Raw genomic sequence first — 16,099 nt, 5'->3', positions numbered from 1 at the left:
GGGTCCGCCCGCCCACCGCCGTCCCGGGCCCCTCGCCCGCGGGGTTGGGGGGGGGGGGCCGACCGCCGTGGGGGTGCTGGGCCCGCTCCAGCACCCGCCCCTCTGAGCTGATGAGTCGAGAGAATCGATCAGGCGCCGACGACCGGAGCCGCTCCCGCCCCGCCCGAACCTCCGCGACGGCGACGGCGGCGACGGGCCGGGGCCGGCTTGCCGTCGTGGTGCTCCTTGCCTGCGCCGTCGTGCGTGCCGGCGCCCTCGGCGCTGCGGTCCGCTGACTGCGAGGACTGCGCGTCTGCGGAGGCAGCGTCGGCAGTGCCGTCGGCGAAGGTGGAGCCCACAGGGGTCGATCCTCCACGACGACGACGGCGACGGCGCGTGCCGCCTTCATCCGTGCCCTGCTCCGCGGCGTCAGCCGCACGCTCGGGACGCGGGGCGCGCGCGGTCTTGACCGCCTGGGTCTTCGGCGCCGAGACGAGACGGCCCTTCGTGCCCGCCGGGATGTCGAGATCGGTGAACAGGTGCGGGCTCGACGAGTAGGTCTCGACCGGTTCGGGCTGCCCGAACTCGAGGGCCCGGTTGATGAGCGCCCACTTGTGCAGGTCTTCCCAGTCGACGAAGGTCACGGCGGTGCCGGTCTTGCCGGCGCGTCCCGTGCGACCGGCGCGGTGCAGGTACGTCTTGTCCTCGTCGGGGATCGTGTGGTTGATGACGTGCGTGACATCGTCGACGTCGATACCGCGGGCGGCGACATCGGTCGCGACGAGCACGTCGCGCTTGCCGGCTTTGAACGCGGCCATCGACCGCTCACGCTGGTCCTGCCCCATGTCGCCGTGCACGCCGCCGACGTTGAAGCCGCGGTCGCTGAGCTCGTCGACGAGGCGCTGCGCCGCACGCTTGGTGCGGGTGAAGATCACCGTCTTGCCGCGACCCTCCGCCTGGAGGATGCGGGCGATGATCTCGTCCTTGTCGAGCGAGTGCGCGCGGTAGACGAGGTGCTTGATGTTCGCCTGCGTCAGGCCCTCGTCGGGGTCGCTCGCGCGGATGTGGATCGGGTTCGTCATGAACCGTCGAGCCAGCGCGACGATCGGTCCCGGCATGGTCGCCGAGAACAGCTGGGTGTGACGGACGGCGGGGACCTTCTGGAAGATCTTCTCGATATCCGCGAGGAATCCGAGGTCGAGCATCTTGTCGGCCTCGTCGAGCACGACCTCGGTCGCGTTCGAGAGGTCGAGCAGACGCTGACCGGCGAGGTCGATCAGACGACCGGGCGTGCCGACGACGATCTGCGCGCCGGCCTTGAGCTGGTCGATCTGGCCCTCGTAGGCCTTGCCGCCGTAGATCGCGACGACGCTGGTGGGACGGTTGCTCGTCAGCAGGTCGATGTCTTCGTACACCTGCACGGCGAGCTCGCGCGTCGGCACGACGATCAGCGCCTGGACGCCGGGCTCGGGGGTGAGGCCGAGCCGCTGCACGACGGGGATGCCGAAGCCGAAGGTCTTGCCCGTTCCGGTCTTGGCCTGGCCGATGATGTCCTGGCCCGGGAGGCCGAGGGGGATGGTCTGCTCCTGGATGGGGAACGCGTCGACGATGCCCTTGGCGGCGAGTGCGTCGACGATGTCCCGATCGATTCCGAGATCAGCGAAGGTTGTCAATGTTCAGATGCCTGTCCGGCGACCTGCGAGGATCGCCATGTTCACGGATCCACGCCGTCTCTTGTGCCACAGGCGCGGGCCCCGCTCCGACGGCGGGGACAGGGACAGCCTACCCGAGGGGGTGGCGGCGCCCGAGAATATCGCGTCTCCCCGGTAGTGTGAACCCCGTGGTGAACTGGTTCTGGAAGCGTAGGACGCCCCGGCGCACGATGACGTTGCGCAGTCGGGGGGATCAAGGCACAGCGACGCGGGTCGACTTCGCCGAACTCGCGCCGGAGCTGCCGCGATTCCTCGGGCAGGCGGCGTATCTGCAGCTGGGGTACTTCGAGACGCTCACTCGGCTGATCAGGGCGACCCCTGAGCTCTCCGAGAAGGAGGCTCTCTCGCGAGCGGCCGGTGCGGCGCTGACCAAGCATCGGGCGATCGTCGAACTCATCTCGGAGCGCGGCGACGATCCGACTCAGCTCATGCTCCCCTTCCGGGAGAACCTCGACGCCTTCCGCCGGAAGACCATCGGCGCGCGTCCGCGGGAGACGCTCCTGGCGGTCTACACCACGGCGGGGATGCTCGACGACTTCTACTTCGCGCTGGCCTCGAGCTACGGGGAGACGGGGGAGAGGGTCGCGGAGATCCTCGCGGAGGACGATGCGCGCCACGAGATCGTCGCCATCATCCAGGAGACGATCGACGGCGACGGGGAATGGCGGTCGCTGCTGTCGATGTGGGCGCGTCGGCTCGTGGGTGACACGATCCTCGTGTGCCGGTCGGCGCTGCGTCAGCCCGAGCTCGCGGCGATGAGCGAGGATCGCGTCGAACTGGTCTACACCGAGCTGATGGGCGCACATGCGCGTCGCATGGACGCGATGGGACTCGCCTCCTAGCCGACGGCTCAGATGCCGAGCGCTGCCTTTGCGGAGGCGTCATTGCGACGGCGAGCCGCTACGATCGCGACGGTGACAACTGCCGCGATGCCGACCGAGCCCACGATGCTCGCGAGCCACAGCCAGATGCTGTCCTCGCCGACGCCGAGCCACTGCAGAGCGGTGTAGATGATCGCCGCGAGAGCCGTGGCGACAGCGGGGGTGAGAGCGACTCCGCGCAGCTCGCGCCCGCCGATCATGTAGTGAGCCGCGATGCCGAGCGCGCACGCGCCCACGAGCGCGAGGAGGATGTACATCGTCGCGTCAGGCGAAGAAGCCGACGCGACGAGACTCCTCGGTGCCGAGCTCGATGTAGGCGAGGTTCGCGGTCGGAACCAGGTAGGAGTTGCCCTTCACATCGGCGAAGCTCAGGTGCGAGGCGCTCTGCTCGAGTGCCGAGGAGACCTGCGTGCGGATCTCGTCCGCGCTCGATGCGGTCTCGAAGCTGAGCTCGCGGCCGGTGTTGATGATGCCGATGCGGATTTCCACGCGTACTCCTGTTTTCCAGTCGACGATGCTGTGGTCGAGTCGACCTCGGAGGTCGACGACTGAGCCCAACTCTACCGGTCGGCGAGGCGACAGGATCCGCGGTTCGAGCCGGTTTCGCCCTGAGCGCACACCGTCGCGGGTCGCCGTCGCCCGGCGATGTCGGCGCACCGCAGTAGCGTGGAAGGCATGACAGAGGATGCCGCGCAGAACGCCGTGATCGGTGCGGACGTCGCGGCGTCAGGCGTCATCATCGGTGCACCCGGGACGGGCAAGACCCGCACCCTTACCGAGCGCGTCGTGCACCTGCTCGACACCGTGGGGATGCGTCCCGAGCAGGTCCTCGTCCTCACTCCGAGCAGGCAGGCGGCGACCGCGCTCCGCGACCGGATCGGAGTGAGGATCGGTCAGGCCACTCCCGGGCCGTTGGCCAGGTCGCTCGGCTCGTTCGCGTTCCAGGTGGTGCGCGGAGCGATGGTCCGCGCAGGGGCAGAGCCTCCCGCGCTGCTGACAGGCGCCGATCAGGACCGCCTGATCGCCGATCTCCTCGCGGGCGATTCCGAAGACGAGCACATCGACTGGCCGCAGGCGCTGAGCCCCGCCGTGCGGGCTTCGAAGGGCTTCCGGTCCGAGCTTCGAGCGTTCCTCGCGGAATGCGTCGAGCTCGGTGCGCAGCCCGATGAGCTGCGCGCGGCCGACGTCGCGGCGTGGTCCGCCGTCGCCGAGTTCCTCGTCGAGTACCGTGCCGTCCTCGATCTGGCGCGGGCCGCGCATCGAGATGCCGCCGATCTGCTCGCCGAGGCGAGCGCCATCCTTCAGAGCGCCGAGCCCAGCGCTCTCGGCGCTCTCGCCGACCTCCGGGTCGTGCTCATCGACGACGCCCAGGAACTTACGCGTGGCGGCATCGCGGTGGTCGAGGCGCTCCGGGCGCGAGGCACGGCGGTGCTCGCCTTCGGCGATCCCGACATCTCGTCCGGAGCGTTCCGCGGGGCGAGCCCCGAGCTGTTCGCCCAGCTCGCGACGGCGCTGGGGGAGGTCCACGTGCTGGACGCCCCTCATCGCCAGGTGCCCGCGCTCACCGGGCTGACCCGCACGGTCACACAGGCCATCGGGGTGTCAGGGCGCGTCGACCACCGACGCCCGCCCGAGCCGGTCGCAGCGCCGAGACCGGGCGCCACGAGTGACGTCAGCACTTTCATCGCCCCGTCGCCGCATGAAGAGCTCGACCGCATCGCCGGTGTCATGCGCGAGTGGCATCTGGTCGACGGCGTCCCCTGGGATCGCATCGCGGTGATCGCGCACGACACCAGACAGGTCACGCAGCTCGAAGCAGAGCTCGCGGTGCGCGAGATCCCGACGAGGGCCGCCGGCGTGCAGCGTCCGCTCGGATCCGAGCCGATCGTGCGCGACATAGTCGGCATCGTGCGTCTGGCCCTGACGCCGCCCGAGGAGAGAACCCCCCAGGACTGGGAGGAGGCGCTGCGCACGCCGTTCGGGGGCATGGACGCGATCGGGCTCCGCCGCCTTCGGGCCCGTCTGCGCCACATCGAGCTTGACCTCGGAGGATCCACCCCGGCGCGCGAGCTGCTGCGCCAGGCGCTGGCGTCGCCCGACCATTTCACCCTCATCGACGCCCACGAATCCCGCCTTGCGGCGCGCTTCGCCTCGACTGTCGCAGATGTCGCTGCCGCCGCGGCAGACGGCGAGACCATCCACGACCTGCTGTGGAGGGTCTGGGAACAGGCGAGAGCGGTCGACGGGCGCAGGCTCCAGATCGCCTGGCGAGAGATGTCTTCGCAGCCCAGCGGCGCCGAGACCGCGAGGGCCCTCGACGCTCTCGTCTCCCTGTTCGGCGCAGCGAAGCGATTCGTCGAGCGCACCCCGAACGAGAGGCCCGAGGTGTTCGTGCGCGACATCCTCGACAGCGAGGTGCCGGAAGACTCCCTGTCGAGTCCCGACCGGCCGGGGCGGGTGACCCTGCTCACACCGGCGACCGCACTCGGAACGGAGTTCGACGCTGTGGTGGTCGCCGGCGTGCAGGACGGCATCTGGCCGAACGTGCGTCTGCGCGGCGGGATGCTGCAGACCTGGCGTCTCGCCGACGCGCTGCTCGCTGCCCGCGCCGGAACCGTTGAGCACCCGCCCGAGGCTCTCGACAGGCGCCGCGCAGCCCTGCATGACGAGCTGCGTCTTTTCGTCCGAGCCATCTCCCGCTCGCGGCGCAGGCTGCTCATCACTGCGGTCGACGACGACGATATGACGCCGAGCGCGTTCTTCGGATTCCTCCCGCCCCCCGATCCGCCCGAGCTGCATGCCTCCGCAGAGCACCCGCTCACGCTGCGAGGACTCGTCGCGCGGCATCGCCGTGTCCTGACGACCTCGACGGCCCGTGCCGCCCGTGAGCATGCGTCCGCGCAGCTGGCCGTGCTCGCGCGCGAGGGCGTGCCCGGTGCCGACCCGGCCGAGTGGTACGGGGTGACGCCGCCGACGACCGACGCACCGCTGCACGATCTGGCAGCCGACGCCGCCCGGGTCTCGCCGTCGCGGATGGAGTCCTTCGAGGAGTGCGAGCTCAACTGGGCGGTGTCCGCCCTCGGCGGCGACTCCGTGATGCCACCGTCGGCCGGGATCGGGACGATCATCCACGAGGCGATGGAGCAGGTGCCCGACGGCGAGCTGGACCGACTGCGCGACGTCCTCGCCGCACATTGGCCCGAACTCGACTTCGAGACGGCCTGGATCGGTCGCAAGGAGAGGCGTCGCGCCGATCTGTACATCGATCGACTGCACAGCTACCTGTCGGACGTGGCAGACGAAGGCGGGAGGGTGATCGCCGGCGAGGTCGAGTTCCGATTCGCGGTCGACGTGCCCGAGCAGGGCGACGTCGCGCCCGGGGTGCGCCCCGCGAGGACCGATGGCGAGCCGCATCCGCACCACGCGGTCGTTCACGGCTTCATCGATCGCGTCGAGGCGTATACCGCGGGTGGCGGAGAGCACGCGAAGGCGCGGGGGCAGAAATGGACGCGCATGGCCGATATCCAGAGCGGGGAGCGCGTCGTGGTCGTGGATCTGAAGACCGGCAAGTACGAGCCCGAGAGTGAGCAGAAGGTGGCGGACCACGCCCAGCTCGCCGCGTATCAGGTGGCGGTGCAGGAGGGACTCGTCGCGGGAGTGGATCCGGCGGCGCTCGCCGGCGCACGGCTCGTCCTGGTGGCAAAGACACTGGCCGGAAGCGATTTCCGCGTCGCGCATCAGCACACCCTCGCCGGCGAGGAGCGAGTGCAGTTCCTGGGGAGGATCGTCGAAGCCGCTCGCGGAATGTCGGCGTCGAGCTTCACCGCGCATGTCGAGGCGCACTGCGCCGACACGCAATGGCGAGTCCAGCCGTGTCGCATCCACACCGTCGCCGCGGTGAGCGCGTGACGGCGTGGACGGGAGCGGGGAACGGGATCTCTGCGCTGGACGTCGCCGCTGCGCTGGGTCTGCCCGCCCCCACCGAGGCCCAGCAGCGGGTGATCGAGTCGCCCCCCGCGCCCGCCCTCGTGGTCGCGGGTGCGGGCAGCGGCAAGACCGAGACGATGGCCGGACGCGTCGTCTGGCTGGTCGCGAACGGGCACGTGCGTCGTGATCAGATCCTCGGGCTGACGTTCACGCGCAAGGCCGCTGGTGAGCTCGCGGAGCGCATCGGCGTCCGGCTGGCGCTCATCGACGAATACGGGAGGCGAGGCCTGCTTCCTCATCTGCCCGAGATTGTGGCGAGCGGCGCGCTCGATCGGGTGTCGAAAGCCGCTGTCGGCAGGCAGCGCGAGGTCGTCCGAACGCAGGTGCTCGACGAGCTCGCCGCGCATTTCGGCACCGGGGCGGACTCCACCCCGCTGTCGGCCGAAGATCTGCTGATCCGCCCGAAGGTGTCGACCTACAACGCGTTCGCCGATGGCATCGTGCGCGAGCACGCGGCGCGGATCGGGCGCGACTCCGACGTGGCCATGCTCAGCCAGGCGGCATCGTGGATGCTCGTGCGCGACGTCGTGCTGCGAGCCGACCTGCCGGAGTTGGAAGAGATCGACCGGTCGGTGGCGGGTGTGGTCGACGCGGTCCAGCGACTGGCCGGTGACTCGCTCGATCACCGGGTCGATCTCGACCGCGCGGATCGGATCGCCCTGCGTCAGGCCGAGGCGTTCGATCCCTATGTCAGCAACGCGGAGGTCGCGACTGCGGCTGCGAATCTGCGCGCTCTACCCGCACTGTCCGTCCTCGTGCGCGACTACATCGCCGAGAAGGAGCGTCGCGGCGTGCTCGACTTCGCTGACCAGGTCAGCGGCGCATACGACATCATCGAGTCGTCTCCTGACGTGCGCGAGGACCTGCGCCTGCAGCATCAGGTGGTGCTGCTCGACGAGTATCAGGACACCTCGGTGATCCAGACGCGATTCCTCGCCCGGCTCTTCCGCGACACCGCGGTGATGGCGGTCGGGGATCCGCATCAGTCGATCTACGGATGGCGAGGCGCCAGCGCAGACAACCTGCACGCCTTCGCGCGCACGTTCGCCGAGCGTGAGAGCGTCGGCAACTACAGCCTGATGACCAGTTGGCGCAACGACCGGACCATCCTCGATGTCGCCAATCGCATCCTCGGTCCTCTGCGCAGACCCGGTTTGGATGTGCCACCGCTCGAGGCTCGACCCGGTGCCGGACCCGGGACGGTCGAGATGAGCTTCCCCCTCACCGTCGATGAGGAGGCGCGCGCGGTCGCGGAGTGGTTCGCGGCGCGTCGTGCGGAGCACGACGACGACTCGAAGCCGCATACCGGAGCCGTGCTGTTCCGGTCGAAACGGCACATGCAGACGTTCGCGGCAGCCCTTGCCGCCCAGGGCATTCCGCACCGGATCCTGGGGCTCGGCGGGCTTCTGGCGACCCCCGAGGTCGTCGACGTCGTGTCGACACTGCGCGTGCTGCACGATCCGACAGCGGGGTCCGCGTTGATCAGGCTCCTCGTCGGTCCCCGATTCTCGGTCGGGGTGGCCGACATGGCCGCGCTGCAAGAGCTCGCGGGGGAGCTCTCGCGGCGGGACAGCGGGCTGCTGCCGCTGGACGACGAGCTCCGCAGACGCATCCGCGCATCGCGTGGGGCGGATGAGGCGCTGTCGATCGTCGACGCCGTCGACGTGCTCCGTGGTCTCAGCGACGACTATCGTCTCCTCGCGGGTATCACTCCGGAAGGGCGGTCTCGCATCCGTGCCGCAGGGGAGATGCTCGAACGGCTCCGACGCGCGTCGGCGCTTCCGCTTCCCGACCTTCTGCGGCTGATCGAGCTCGAGCTGCGTCTCGACATCGAGCTCGCCGCGAACGAGACCAGAGGGCCTGCCCGGATCGCCGCGACGCAGCTGCGCGCCTTCACGGACGAGGTCCGGTCGTTCCTCGCCGCCGACGAGCGTGGAACCGTCTCGAGCCTGCTCGCCTGGCTCGAGAAGGCAGAGAGCACCGACGAGCTGGTGCCGCGTCCCGAGCCGCCTGAGCCGGGGGTCGTACAGCTCCTGACCGTCCACGGATCCAAGGGGCTGGAATGGGATGCCGTCGCTGTCGTGCGCCTGGTCGAGGGCGAACTGCCCTCGCGACCGACGGATACGGCGGGATGGTTCGGGTTCGGAGTGCTGCCGTTCGCGCTGCGAGGCGACAGCGCGGCTCTGCCGACGTTCTCCTGGCTTCCTCCTTCCGACGAGGAGCCCGACGCCGCGAAGCGACTGAAGGCAGGGATCGCTTCTCTGACGAGCAGAAGCAAGACGGCGCCCGGCGCGATCACGGTCTTCAAAGATGCCTACCGCGAGTATCAGCAGGAGGAGGAGCGGCGCCTCGCCTACGTCGCCGTCACCAGGGCGCGTAGCCATCTGCTCCTCTCGGGGGCGCACTGGGCGGGGCAGAAGCAGCCGAAGAAGCCGAGTCCCTATCTGACAGAGGCGATGGAGGTGCTCGGACTCGCGCCGATCGCGTCCGTGGACCCTGACGAGAACCCCTACGACGGCCCGGGGGCCATGCTCACGTGGCCTCTCGACCCGCTCGGCGGCCGCCGAGATGTCGTCGAGGCTGCCGCCGCCGCCGTCCGCGCAGCGGCCGACGGCGACCCCGAGGCCGCTCCCGAGCTGGCGCGCCTGCTCGCCGAGCGCGCTGCGCGGTTGCGTGGCACCGACGCACAGCCTCCCACCCGCGTGCCGGCGTCTCGCTTCAAGGATTACGTCACCGACTTCACGGGCACCGTGTCGTCGATCGTCCGTCCGATGCCTGAGCGGCCCTATCGGCAGACGCGACTGGGCACGCTGTTCCATGCCTGGGTCGAGCGACGGAGCGAACTCGTCGGCGTCGGTCAGCGCGTCGATGAGGCTCTCTGGGAGGTCGACGAGGACGATCTCTCTTTCATCGAGACCGTCGGCGGAGCGGAGGTGTCATCCGCCGACGCCGCCGATCTCGCGACCCTGCAAGAGATCTTCGAGGCCAGCGAGTGGGGATCCCTCAAGCCCATCGCGGTCGAGATCGAGATCGACTTCGCCTTGGGCGGTGAGCTGCCGGGCGAGGAACGCCATATCGTCATCTGCAAACTCGACGCCGTCTATCAGCGCGAAGATCGCGGCGGGCGCATCGAGATCGTCGACTGGAAGACGGGCAAAGCCCCGCGCACCCCGCAGGAACGGGAAGAGCGGATGCTGCAGCTCGCGCTGTACCGTCTCGCGTACCACCGCCGCTTCCGAGTGCCGCTCGAAGAGATCGATGTCGCGCTGTACTACGTCGCAGACGACCTCGTCATCCGCGGTGACCGGGTCTACTCCGAGTCGGAGCTCTTCCAGCGCTGGAGCGCCGCTCGCGCCGCGCGCTGAGCTTCGTCCTCCGGCGATCCCTCGTCGGAGCCGTCGGCCCCCTCGTGCGAGGCGGACTGATCAGCCGCGCCGTCGCGTCGCTCGGAAGTGTGGTTCTCGCCGGCCTGGTCGCGCACGGCTGACAGGTCCTCGGTCTCGAGACCCCCGACCTGACGACGACGTGCCGCCTCTGCGGCGTCACTGAGATCGCTCGTGGTCTGCTCGTCGGCATCGCCGTCGTCGTCGCGCCACAGCTCGTTCGGGTTGTACGCGTCGGTCTGCATCGACGTGTCGACGCCCCCACTGGCGCTTGCCGGCACCCTGTCGAGCGCATCGAGCGCGGATTCCACACCCTCGTTGCGCGAAGCGATCACGCCGAGATCGTCGCTGTGCAGCCCCTCGGCGAGTGCCTCGAGCAGGGCTGCGGCATCATCGACGATGTCGGGTCGATGCAAGGAGTCGCCGTGCACGAGCCACCGGGCGAACTCGAGCTCCGCGAGCAGACGAGCGCGCACTTCGAGCGCACCGTCGGGGCCGCGGTCGGCGGCGCGAGCATATGAGGCGTGGACGTCGGCTGCCGCCTCCGGGGCGGTCGACAGCCACGACAGATCGATCGCGGGATCTCCGACGGCCAGCGAATGCCAGCCGATGAGACCGGTGACCTCGGGGCCGAGATCGGGGTCATCGCGGAAGATGAAGGAGGTCGACTGCACCCCGCCCAGCACGACGGTCGATTCGAAGCGCCAGAGATCGTCATCGGCCACCGCATCGCGCCACCGCACCGTGAGTCGCGCGGGCACGCGTCCTGTCGATGCGGCGACGTCGATCAGTCGAGCGAGTTCGTCGCGGCTCTCCTGCGCAGAGCGCGTCGTCAATCCGGCGCCGCGCACGACCGAGGTGGGGAGCGAGTGCACGGCTGCGATCGCCGCGCCCATCGATTCCGCGGCCCCACGGCCCGCCGGCACCATCGCCGCTTCGATCTGGAATCCGGGCAGCAGCTCGGTCACGAGAGCGTGTCCGTCTGCGAGGCGGGTCTCGCCGATGTACTCGGGGGCTCGGAAGGGGAGCATCGCCCGCGCACCGGCCGTCAGTGCTCGCAGTGCCAGCGCCTCGCCGGACAGCTCTCGCGAGGTCTCGTCGTCGTCGGCGACACGGATCGCGAGCTCGCGCCCGTCTGCGAGGGTGGCCACGGCGGAGTCGAAGCGGCCGTCGCCGTCAGCGCTGAGCGCGCGGGCCCCGATCACCTCGGCGCCGGGCAGTGCGGCAGTCACCGCCGCGGCTAGAGTGAATGGAGAGCGTCCCATGCCTCCAGGGTAGGTGGACGCGGGGGCGGTCCCGCCTCCGCCACGCCCGTGAGACAGGGAGACGATGATCGCCGGCAACAGCACATCCCTCGATCGCGCGGCGGAACTGCGGGTCGAACCCGGAATTCTCGATCGCCTGCGTGCCGAAGAGGCGACGCGGGTGATCGCCGTTCGGGACGGCCGAGTGCGCGTATCCGGCGCCGACCTCGACCCGGCCACCCTGTTGCGGGTCCCGGCCGCCGAGATCGGCGAGGCGACCTGGGCGCTTCTGGGTCGCGAAGGAGACGGAACCGTCGTGCTCCTCGCGGTTCTGCAGCCGGAGGGCGACACCGTCGACAGCGCCCCGGACGAGGTGTGGCTGGGGCTCCGCGACCTCGGCGCACGTCTGTCCCCAGGTGACACCGAGCTGCTCATCGAGGCGCTCGCGCTCGGCGGCTGGCTGCGAGACGCGCCGTTCTGCCCACGCTGCGGGGGTGGGACGGAGCTGCGTCAGGCCGGATGGTCTCGTCATTGCCTCGTCTGCGGCCGCGAGCACTTTCCCCGCACCGATCCCGCCGTCATCGTCGCGGTGGAGAGCTCTGACGGTGAGCGACTCCTGCTCGGAGCCAACGCGAATTGGGGAGGCCGGATGTACTCCTGCTTCGCGGGGTTCACCGAGGCGGGCGAGTCCCTGGAGTCCACCGTGCACCGGGAGCTCGAGGAAGAATCCGGCGTCCGGCTGGCCTCGTTGCGTTACGTCTCGTCGCAGCCCTGGCCCTTTCCGCGCTCGCTCATGCTGGGCTTCCGCGCCGTCGCTCTCGATGAGCACGAGCTGCGGCCGGACGGCGAGGAGATCATCGACGTGCGCTGGTTCACCCGTGACGAGATCGGGTCGGCTCTCGCCGGCGACGGACCCGTCGGACTGCCGGGGCCCGCGTCCATCGCGCGTGCGCTGATCCTCGACTGGTTCGAGGAGCGCGCGTGAGCGCTCTCGACGCCCTTGACGATCGACAGCGGGAGGCGGCATCCGTCCTTCGTGGTCCCGTCGCCGTGCTGGCCGGTGCGGGAACCGGAAAGACCCGGGTGATCACCCACCGGATCGCCCACGGCGTCGACACCGGCGCATACTCTCCGTCGCGAGTCATGGCGGTGACCTTCACGTCGAAGGCCGCGGGGGAGCTCCGGGGGCGCCTGCGGGAGCTCGGCGTCGAGGGTGTCGCTGCGCGGACGTTCCATGCGGCGGCGCTCGCGCAGCTGAACTTCTTCTGGCCCACGCTCGCGGGGTCGCCGGCTCCGTCGATCATCGACAACAAGGTCAGGCTGCTCGGTCAGGCTGCAGATGCGATGCGTCTGCGACCGAGCACCGCGACGCTTCGCGACCTCGCCTCGGAGATCGAATGGCGCAAGGTGTCGATGCTCTCGATCGAACAGCACGCGTCGCTCGGTCGCATGACGAGCGGCGTCGACTCCGCGCAGTTCGTCGAACTGCAGCAGCGCTATGAGGCGCTGAAGGATGAGCGACGCCAGCTCGACTTCGAGGACGTGCTGCTGGCCTGCGCGGGGATGCTGGAGGCCGAACCGCGCGTCGCGGCGTCCGTGCACGAGCAGTACCGGCACTTCACGGTCGACGAGTACCAGGACGTCTCTCCCCTCCAGAACCGCCTGCTCGAGCTCTGGCTGGGCGATCGCAAGGACATCTGCGTCGTCGGTGACGCGAGTCAGACCATCTACTCCTTCGCCGGCGCTGAACAGCGGTTCCTCCTCGAGTTCGAGCGGCGGCATCCCGATGCCACGGTCGTGCGCCTCGAGACCAACTACCGTTCGCAGGCGCCGATCCTCGAAGCCGCGAACGCCCTCATGAAGGGTCGGCCCGGTGCGCTCGAACTCGTCCCCGCGACGGAGACGTTCAACGCCGATTCGCCCACCGTCACGGCCTACGACTCTGAGCGCGACGAGGCTGAGGGCATCGCCGCAGCCGTGGCTGCGCGCATCGAGTCCGGGGCCTCGCCCTCGGAGATCGCGGTGCTCTACCGGGCGCACGCGCAGTCCGCAGTGCTGCAGCAGGCGCTCGCGGCCGAGGGCATAGCGACATCGGTGCTGGGCGGAACACGCTTCTTCGCCATGCCCGAGGTGCGACAGGCGATCCTGGCGTTGCGGGCCGCCGCAGTGGCGCCGACCGAGCACGGATTCGTTCCGGGGGTTCACCGGGTTCTCCGCGAGCTCGGTCTCTCTGACGAGCCCCCTGCGGCCGGCGGAGCGCAGCGCGACGGGTGGGAGGCTCGGCGGGCGATCCTGCGTCTCGCCGAGGATGCCGGTCCGGACGAGAACCTGCGCACCTTCAGCGACGCGCTCATGGCCCGGGCGAAGGATCAGCACGAACCCACGATGCGCACCGTGACGCTGTCGACCCTGCACGCCGCCAAGGGCCTCGAATGGCCGCACGTCTTCCTCGCCGGATGGGCGGAGGGAGCACTTCCGATCTCCTACGCCACCGGCTTCGAGGCGATCGATGAAGAGCGTCGCCTCGCATACGTCGGCGTCACGCGCGCCGCGCGTACCCTCGCGTTGTCGTGGTCCCGCTCGGCGGGACGAGGGGAACGGGCGCCGTCGCGGTTCCTCGCGGAGATGGGAACGACAGCGCGCGGCACCGGCATTCTTCGTGAAACCTCACCGAGCGCCACTCGCGGCGCCCCTCGCCGCTGACCTCGACGAACGAGCCGGGCGTCGCGCCATCGGCGAGCAGCTGCGCGGCGAGCCTCGCCGCCTCCGCGATCCGCGCGACACTGATCGGCCCTGATGCCCGCGCGATGAGCTGCGCGTGCATCCGGGGCCACGCCTCGTCCCGGTCGCGTTCGTGCTCGTCCCGACACGTCAGGCAGGGGGTTTCGCCGGGCACGACGAGCGGGCCGACCGTCGTCCGTCCTCGCTCGAGCGCGACCGGCAGGTGCGTGGTGTCGTCGCGGAGGTACCGTGCGAAATGCAGCGCGGCTGCTGCGCCTTCGACGAGCACGATGCCGATGTCGGCGGGATCGTCGCGGTCGCCGACGGCGATGCCCTCGTCGAGGAGTGCCTCACGAATGCGGTACTCGCATCGCGCGTCGGTGACGTCGATGCTCTCGACCCAGGCCGCCGGTGGAGCGGGGGAGTCGTCGACGAGCAGCGGTTCGAGCCGCGACAGGAGCATCCGCGCCTCTGCTCGCGGCGCGCCGGCGGCGTGCGCGACCACATCGAAGGCGGTGCGTCGGAACCCCGCCGCCATCCGCCCGACCAGACGCTCCACCCATGGCTCCGAGGCGGGGATGCGAAGCGTGCCCTCGATGCCGACCTGCAGCGTCTCGCCGTCGCGCCAGAGCAGCGGAATCGCGGGATCCAGGCGAGTGATGGTCTTGGGTGTCAGAGGAGACATCCCTCGATTCTGCGCAACGCCGAGCGTGCGGTGGGGGAGTCTCGGGCATCCGTGGAAAAGTCCTCGACGGCCCGTCGCCGGCCCGTCGCCACCCCGCCGCTCACACCGGGCGGTCGCCTCCCGGGCTGTCGTCGCCATCGGAATCCTGCTCGCCCGCGGGCTTCTCCGGCTGCTCGTCCGAGAAGTCGTCGCCGTCCAGCAGACGCGCCAGGGCTTCGTCGAACTCATCGGCGACGGGCTGCTCTCCTCGCGCGCTCGCCTGCAGTCGTGCCACCAGCGCCGACGGGTCATCGATGTCGTCCGAGGTCGGCATGAGGTCGGGGTAGTCCCACAGGGAGTCGCGTCCGGCAGTGCCCACCGCATCGGTCACCGCCTGCCACATGGCCGACGCCTCGCGCAGGCGGCGAGGCCGCAGCTTGAGACCGACCAGAGCGCCGAGAGCGTCCTCGGCGGGACCGCCCACCGCGCGGCGACGTCGAGCGGCCTCGGCGATGCGGGCGCCGTCGGGAAGTCGGGACGTGGCCTGCGCGGTCACGACGTCGACCCAGCCGTCGATCGTCGCGACGAGGTTCTCGAGCCGCGCGAGTGCCTCGCGCTGCGCGTCGGTCTGCGTGGGCAGCAGGGCGCCGCCCTCGATCGCGGCGCGGAGCTCCTCGGGGTTCGAGGGGTCGAGACGACTCGCGACGTCCTCGAGTGCATCGACGTCGACGGTGACTCCGCGGGCGAAATCGGTGATCTGCGCCATGACGTGCAGGTGCAGCCACTTCGAGTGGCGGTACAGCCGAGCATAGGCGAGCTCGCGGGTCGCCAGGTACAGGGTGATCTGGTCTTCCGGGATCTCGAGACCGTCGCCGAACGCCGTCAGATTCTGGGGGATGACAGCTGCCGTGCCGGCCGGAAGCACGGGGATCCCGACGTCTCCACCCGACACGACCTCGAGTGCGAGGTTGCCGAGCACTTGGCCGAACTGCGCAGCGAACACCGAGCCGCCGAGACCGCGCATGAGCTTGCCGGCGCCTTGCACGACGTCGCGCATCTCTTCGGGCACCTGCGTGTCCAGCGCACTGGTCAGCGCATCGGCGATGCTCGTCGAGACGGGCCCGGCGATCTCCTTCCACACGGGCAGCGTCGCTTCGACCCACTCGCCGCGCGTCATCGCCCGAGGCGATTCGGCGAGTTCGGAGATCGTGGTCGCCTCGCCGAGCCAGAGATCTGCGAGGGCGAAGGAGTCGACGAGCGAGGTCCGCGACCCGTCGCTGATGCCGAGGCCGTCACGGTTGGCGATGTGGAGCGCCTGGCGCAGCGCGTTCTCCCACGGATCTCCGCCGAACGCACCCTGCAGCTGCGACATGATGGTCTGCATCATCGCCGGGTCGATCTGGATCCCATCCATCCCACCGAGCGCGTTCTGCAGTGCCTCGGGGTCGATGTCTCCGGCACCCTGGCCGGACATCATGCGTCGGAGGAACTCCTGGAAGTCCTCGGGGGTCGGGTCGTTGTCTGCCAT

The 16,099-nt window shown here is 70.0% G+C and carries 10 protein-coding genes; 5 read left to right on the top strand and 5 right to left on the bottom strand.

Going from position 1 to position 16,099, the window contains the following annotated elements:
* Nucleotides 1–128: 128 nt before the first annotated feature.
* Nucleotides 129–1,652 (bottom strand): DEAD/DEAH box helicase, encoded by a 1,524-nt coding sequence (locus AB0N61_RS08580; RefSeq protein ID WP_363363140.1) that lies wholly within the window; start codon nt 1,650–1,652, stop codon nt 129–131.
* Between the two features lie 167 nt (nt 1,653–1,819).
* On the opposite strand from AB0N61_RS08580, the gene AB0N61_RS08575 reads away from it, so the two are divergent.
* Nucleotides 1,820–2,533: a ferritin-like fold-containing protein gene (locus AB0N61_RS08575; protein ID WP_167945032.1), complete on the top strand. Its 714-nt coding sequence runs from the start codon at nt 1,820–1,822 to the stop codon at nt 2,531–2,533.
* An 8-nt stretch (nt 2,534–2,541) separates the two neighbouring features.
* On the opposite strand, the gene AB0N61_RS08570 is transcribed toward AB0N61_RS08575, so the two are convergent.
* Together AB0N61_RS08570 and AB0N61_RS08565 are read right to left on the bottom strand one after the other, a co-directional pair.
* The gene (locus AB0N61_RS08570) at nt 2,542–2,829 is read right to left on the bottom strand and encodes a hypothetical protein (protein WP_363363138.1); all 288 of its coding nucleotides are present in this window, start codon (nt 2,827–2,829) and stop codon (nt 2,542–2,544) included.
* A 7-nt stretch (nt 2,830–2,836) separates the two neighbouring features.
* Complete coding sequence (locus AB0N61_RS08565) at nt 2,837–3,061, bottom strand: DUF3107 domain-containing protein (protein WP_167945028.1); 225 nt, start codon at nt 3,059–3,061, stop codon at nt 2,837–2,839.
* Between the two features lie 186 nt (nt 3,062–3,247).
* Between AB0N61_RS08565 and AB0N61_RS08560 the strand changes: the two genes are divergently transcribed.
* Nucleotides 3,248–6,481 carry an ATP-dependent DNA helicase gene (locus tag AB0N61_RS08560; protein ID WP_363363135.1) on the top strand — a complete coding sequence of 1,078 codons (3,234 nt, stop codon included), beginning with the start codon at nt 3,248–3,250 and terminating at the stop codon, nt 6,479–6,481.
* Nucleotides 6,445–9,924, top strand: coding sequence for an ATP-dependent DNA helicase (locus AB0N61_RS08555; RefSeq protein WP_363363133.1), 3,480 nt, complete (start codon nt 6,445–6,447; stop codon nt 9,922–9,924). Before AB0N61_RS08560 ends, AB0N61_RS08555 begins: the two co-directional genes overlap by 37 nt.
* Here AB0N61_RS08555 and AB0N61_RS08550 read toward each other — a convergent pair.
* Nucleotides 9,870–11,207, bottom strand: a complete 1,338-nt coding sequence (locus AB0N61_RS08550) for a phosphotransferase (protein ID WP_363363132.1) — start codon at nt 11,205–11,207, stop codon at nt 9,870–9,872. The genes AB0N61_RS08555 and AB0N61_RS08550 overlap by 55 nt on opposite strands.
* Before the next feature lie 64 nt (nt 11,208–11,271).
* Here AB0N61_RS08550 and nudC point away from each other — a divergent pair, with 64 nt between their 5' ends.
* Both nudC and AB0N61_RS08540 read left to right on the top strand, forming a co-directional pair.
* On the top strand, nt 11,272–12,171 hold the full coding sequence (gene nudC / locus AB0N61_RS08545; RefSeq protein WP_167945022.1) for an NAD(+) diphosphatase: 900 nt from the start codon (nt 11,272–11,274) through the stop codon (nt 12,169–12,171).
* Entirely contained in the window at nt 12,168–13,889 is a 1,722-nt protein-coding gene (locus AB0N61_RS08540; protein WP_167945020.1) for an ATP-dependent helicase, read from the top strand. Before nudC ends, AB0N61_RS08540 begins: the two co-directional genes overlap by 4 nt.
* 803 nt (nt 13,890–14,692) lie before the next feature.
* Here AB0N61_RS08540 and AB0N61_RS08535 read toward each other — a convergent pair.
* Complete coding sequence (locus tag AB0N61_RS08535; protein ID WP_363363129.1) at nt 14,693–16,099, bottom strand: zinc-dependent metalloprotease; 1,407 nt, start codon at nt 16,097–16,099, stop codon at nt 14,693–14,695.

Source organism: Microbacterium sp. NPDC089320, from assembly GCF_040684875.1.
Taxonomy (GTDB): Bacteria; Actinomycetota; Actinomycetes; order Actinomycetales; family Microbacteriaceae; genus Microbacterium.
This window is presented reverse-complemented; position numbering and strand designations above follow the sequence as displayed.

What these genes read in the sequence shown, in the direction of transcription:
- AB0N61_RS08570 (WP_363363138.1), bottom strand. Translation starts at nt 2,829, where the DNA reads ATGTACATCCTCCTCGCGCTCGTGGGCGCGTGCGCGCTCGGCATCGCG.
- AB0N61_RS08560 (WP_363363135.1), top strand. Translation starts at nt 3,248, where the DNA reads ATGACAGAGGATGCCGCGCAGAACGCCGTGATCGGTGCGGACGTCGCG.
- AB0N61_RS08550 (WP_363363132.1), bottom strand. Translation starts at nt 11,207, where the DNA reads ATGGGACGCTCTCCATTCACTCTAGCCGCGGCGGTGACTGCCGCACTG.
- nudC (WP_167945022.1), top strand. Translation starts at nt 11,272, where the DNA reads ATGATCGCCGGCAACAGCACATCCCTCGATCGCGCGGCGGAACTGCGG.
- AB0N61_RS08535 (WP_363363129.1), bottom strand. Translation starts at nt 16,099, where the DNA reads ATGGCAGACAACGACCCGACCCCCGAGGACTTCCAGGAGTTCCTCCGA.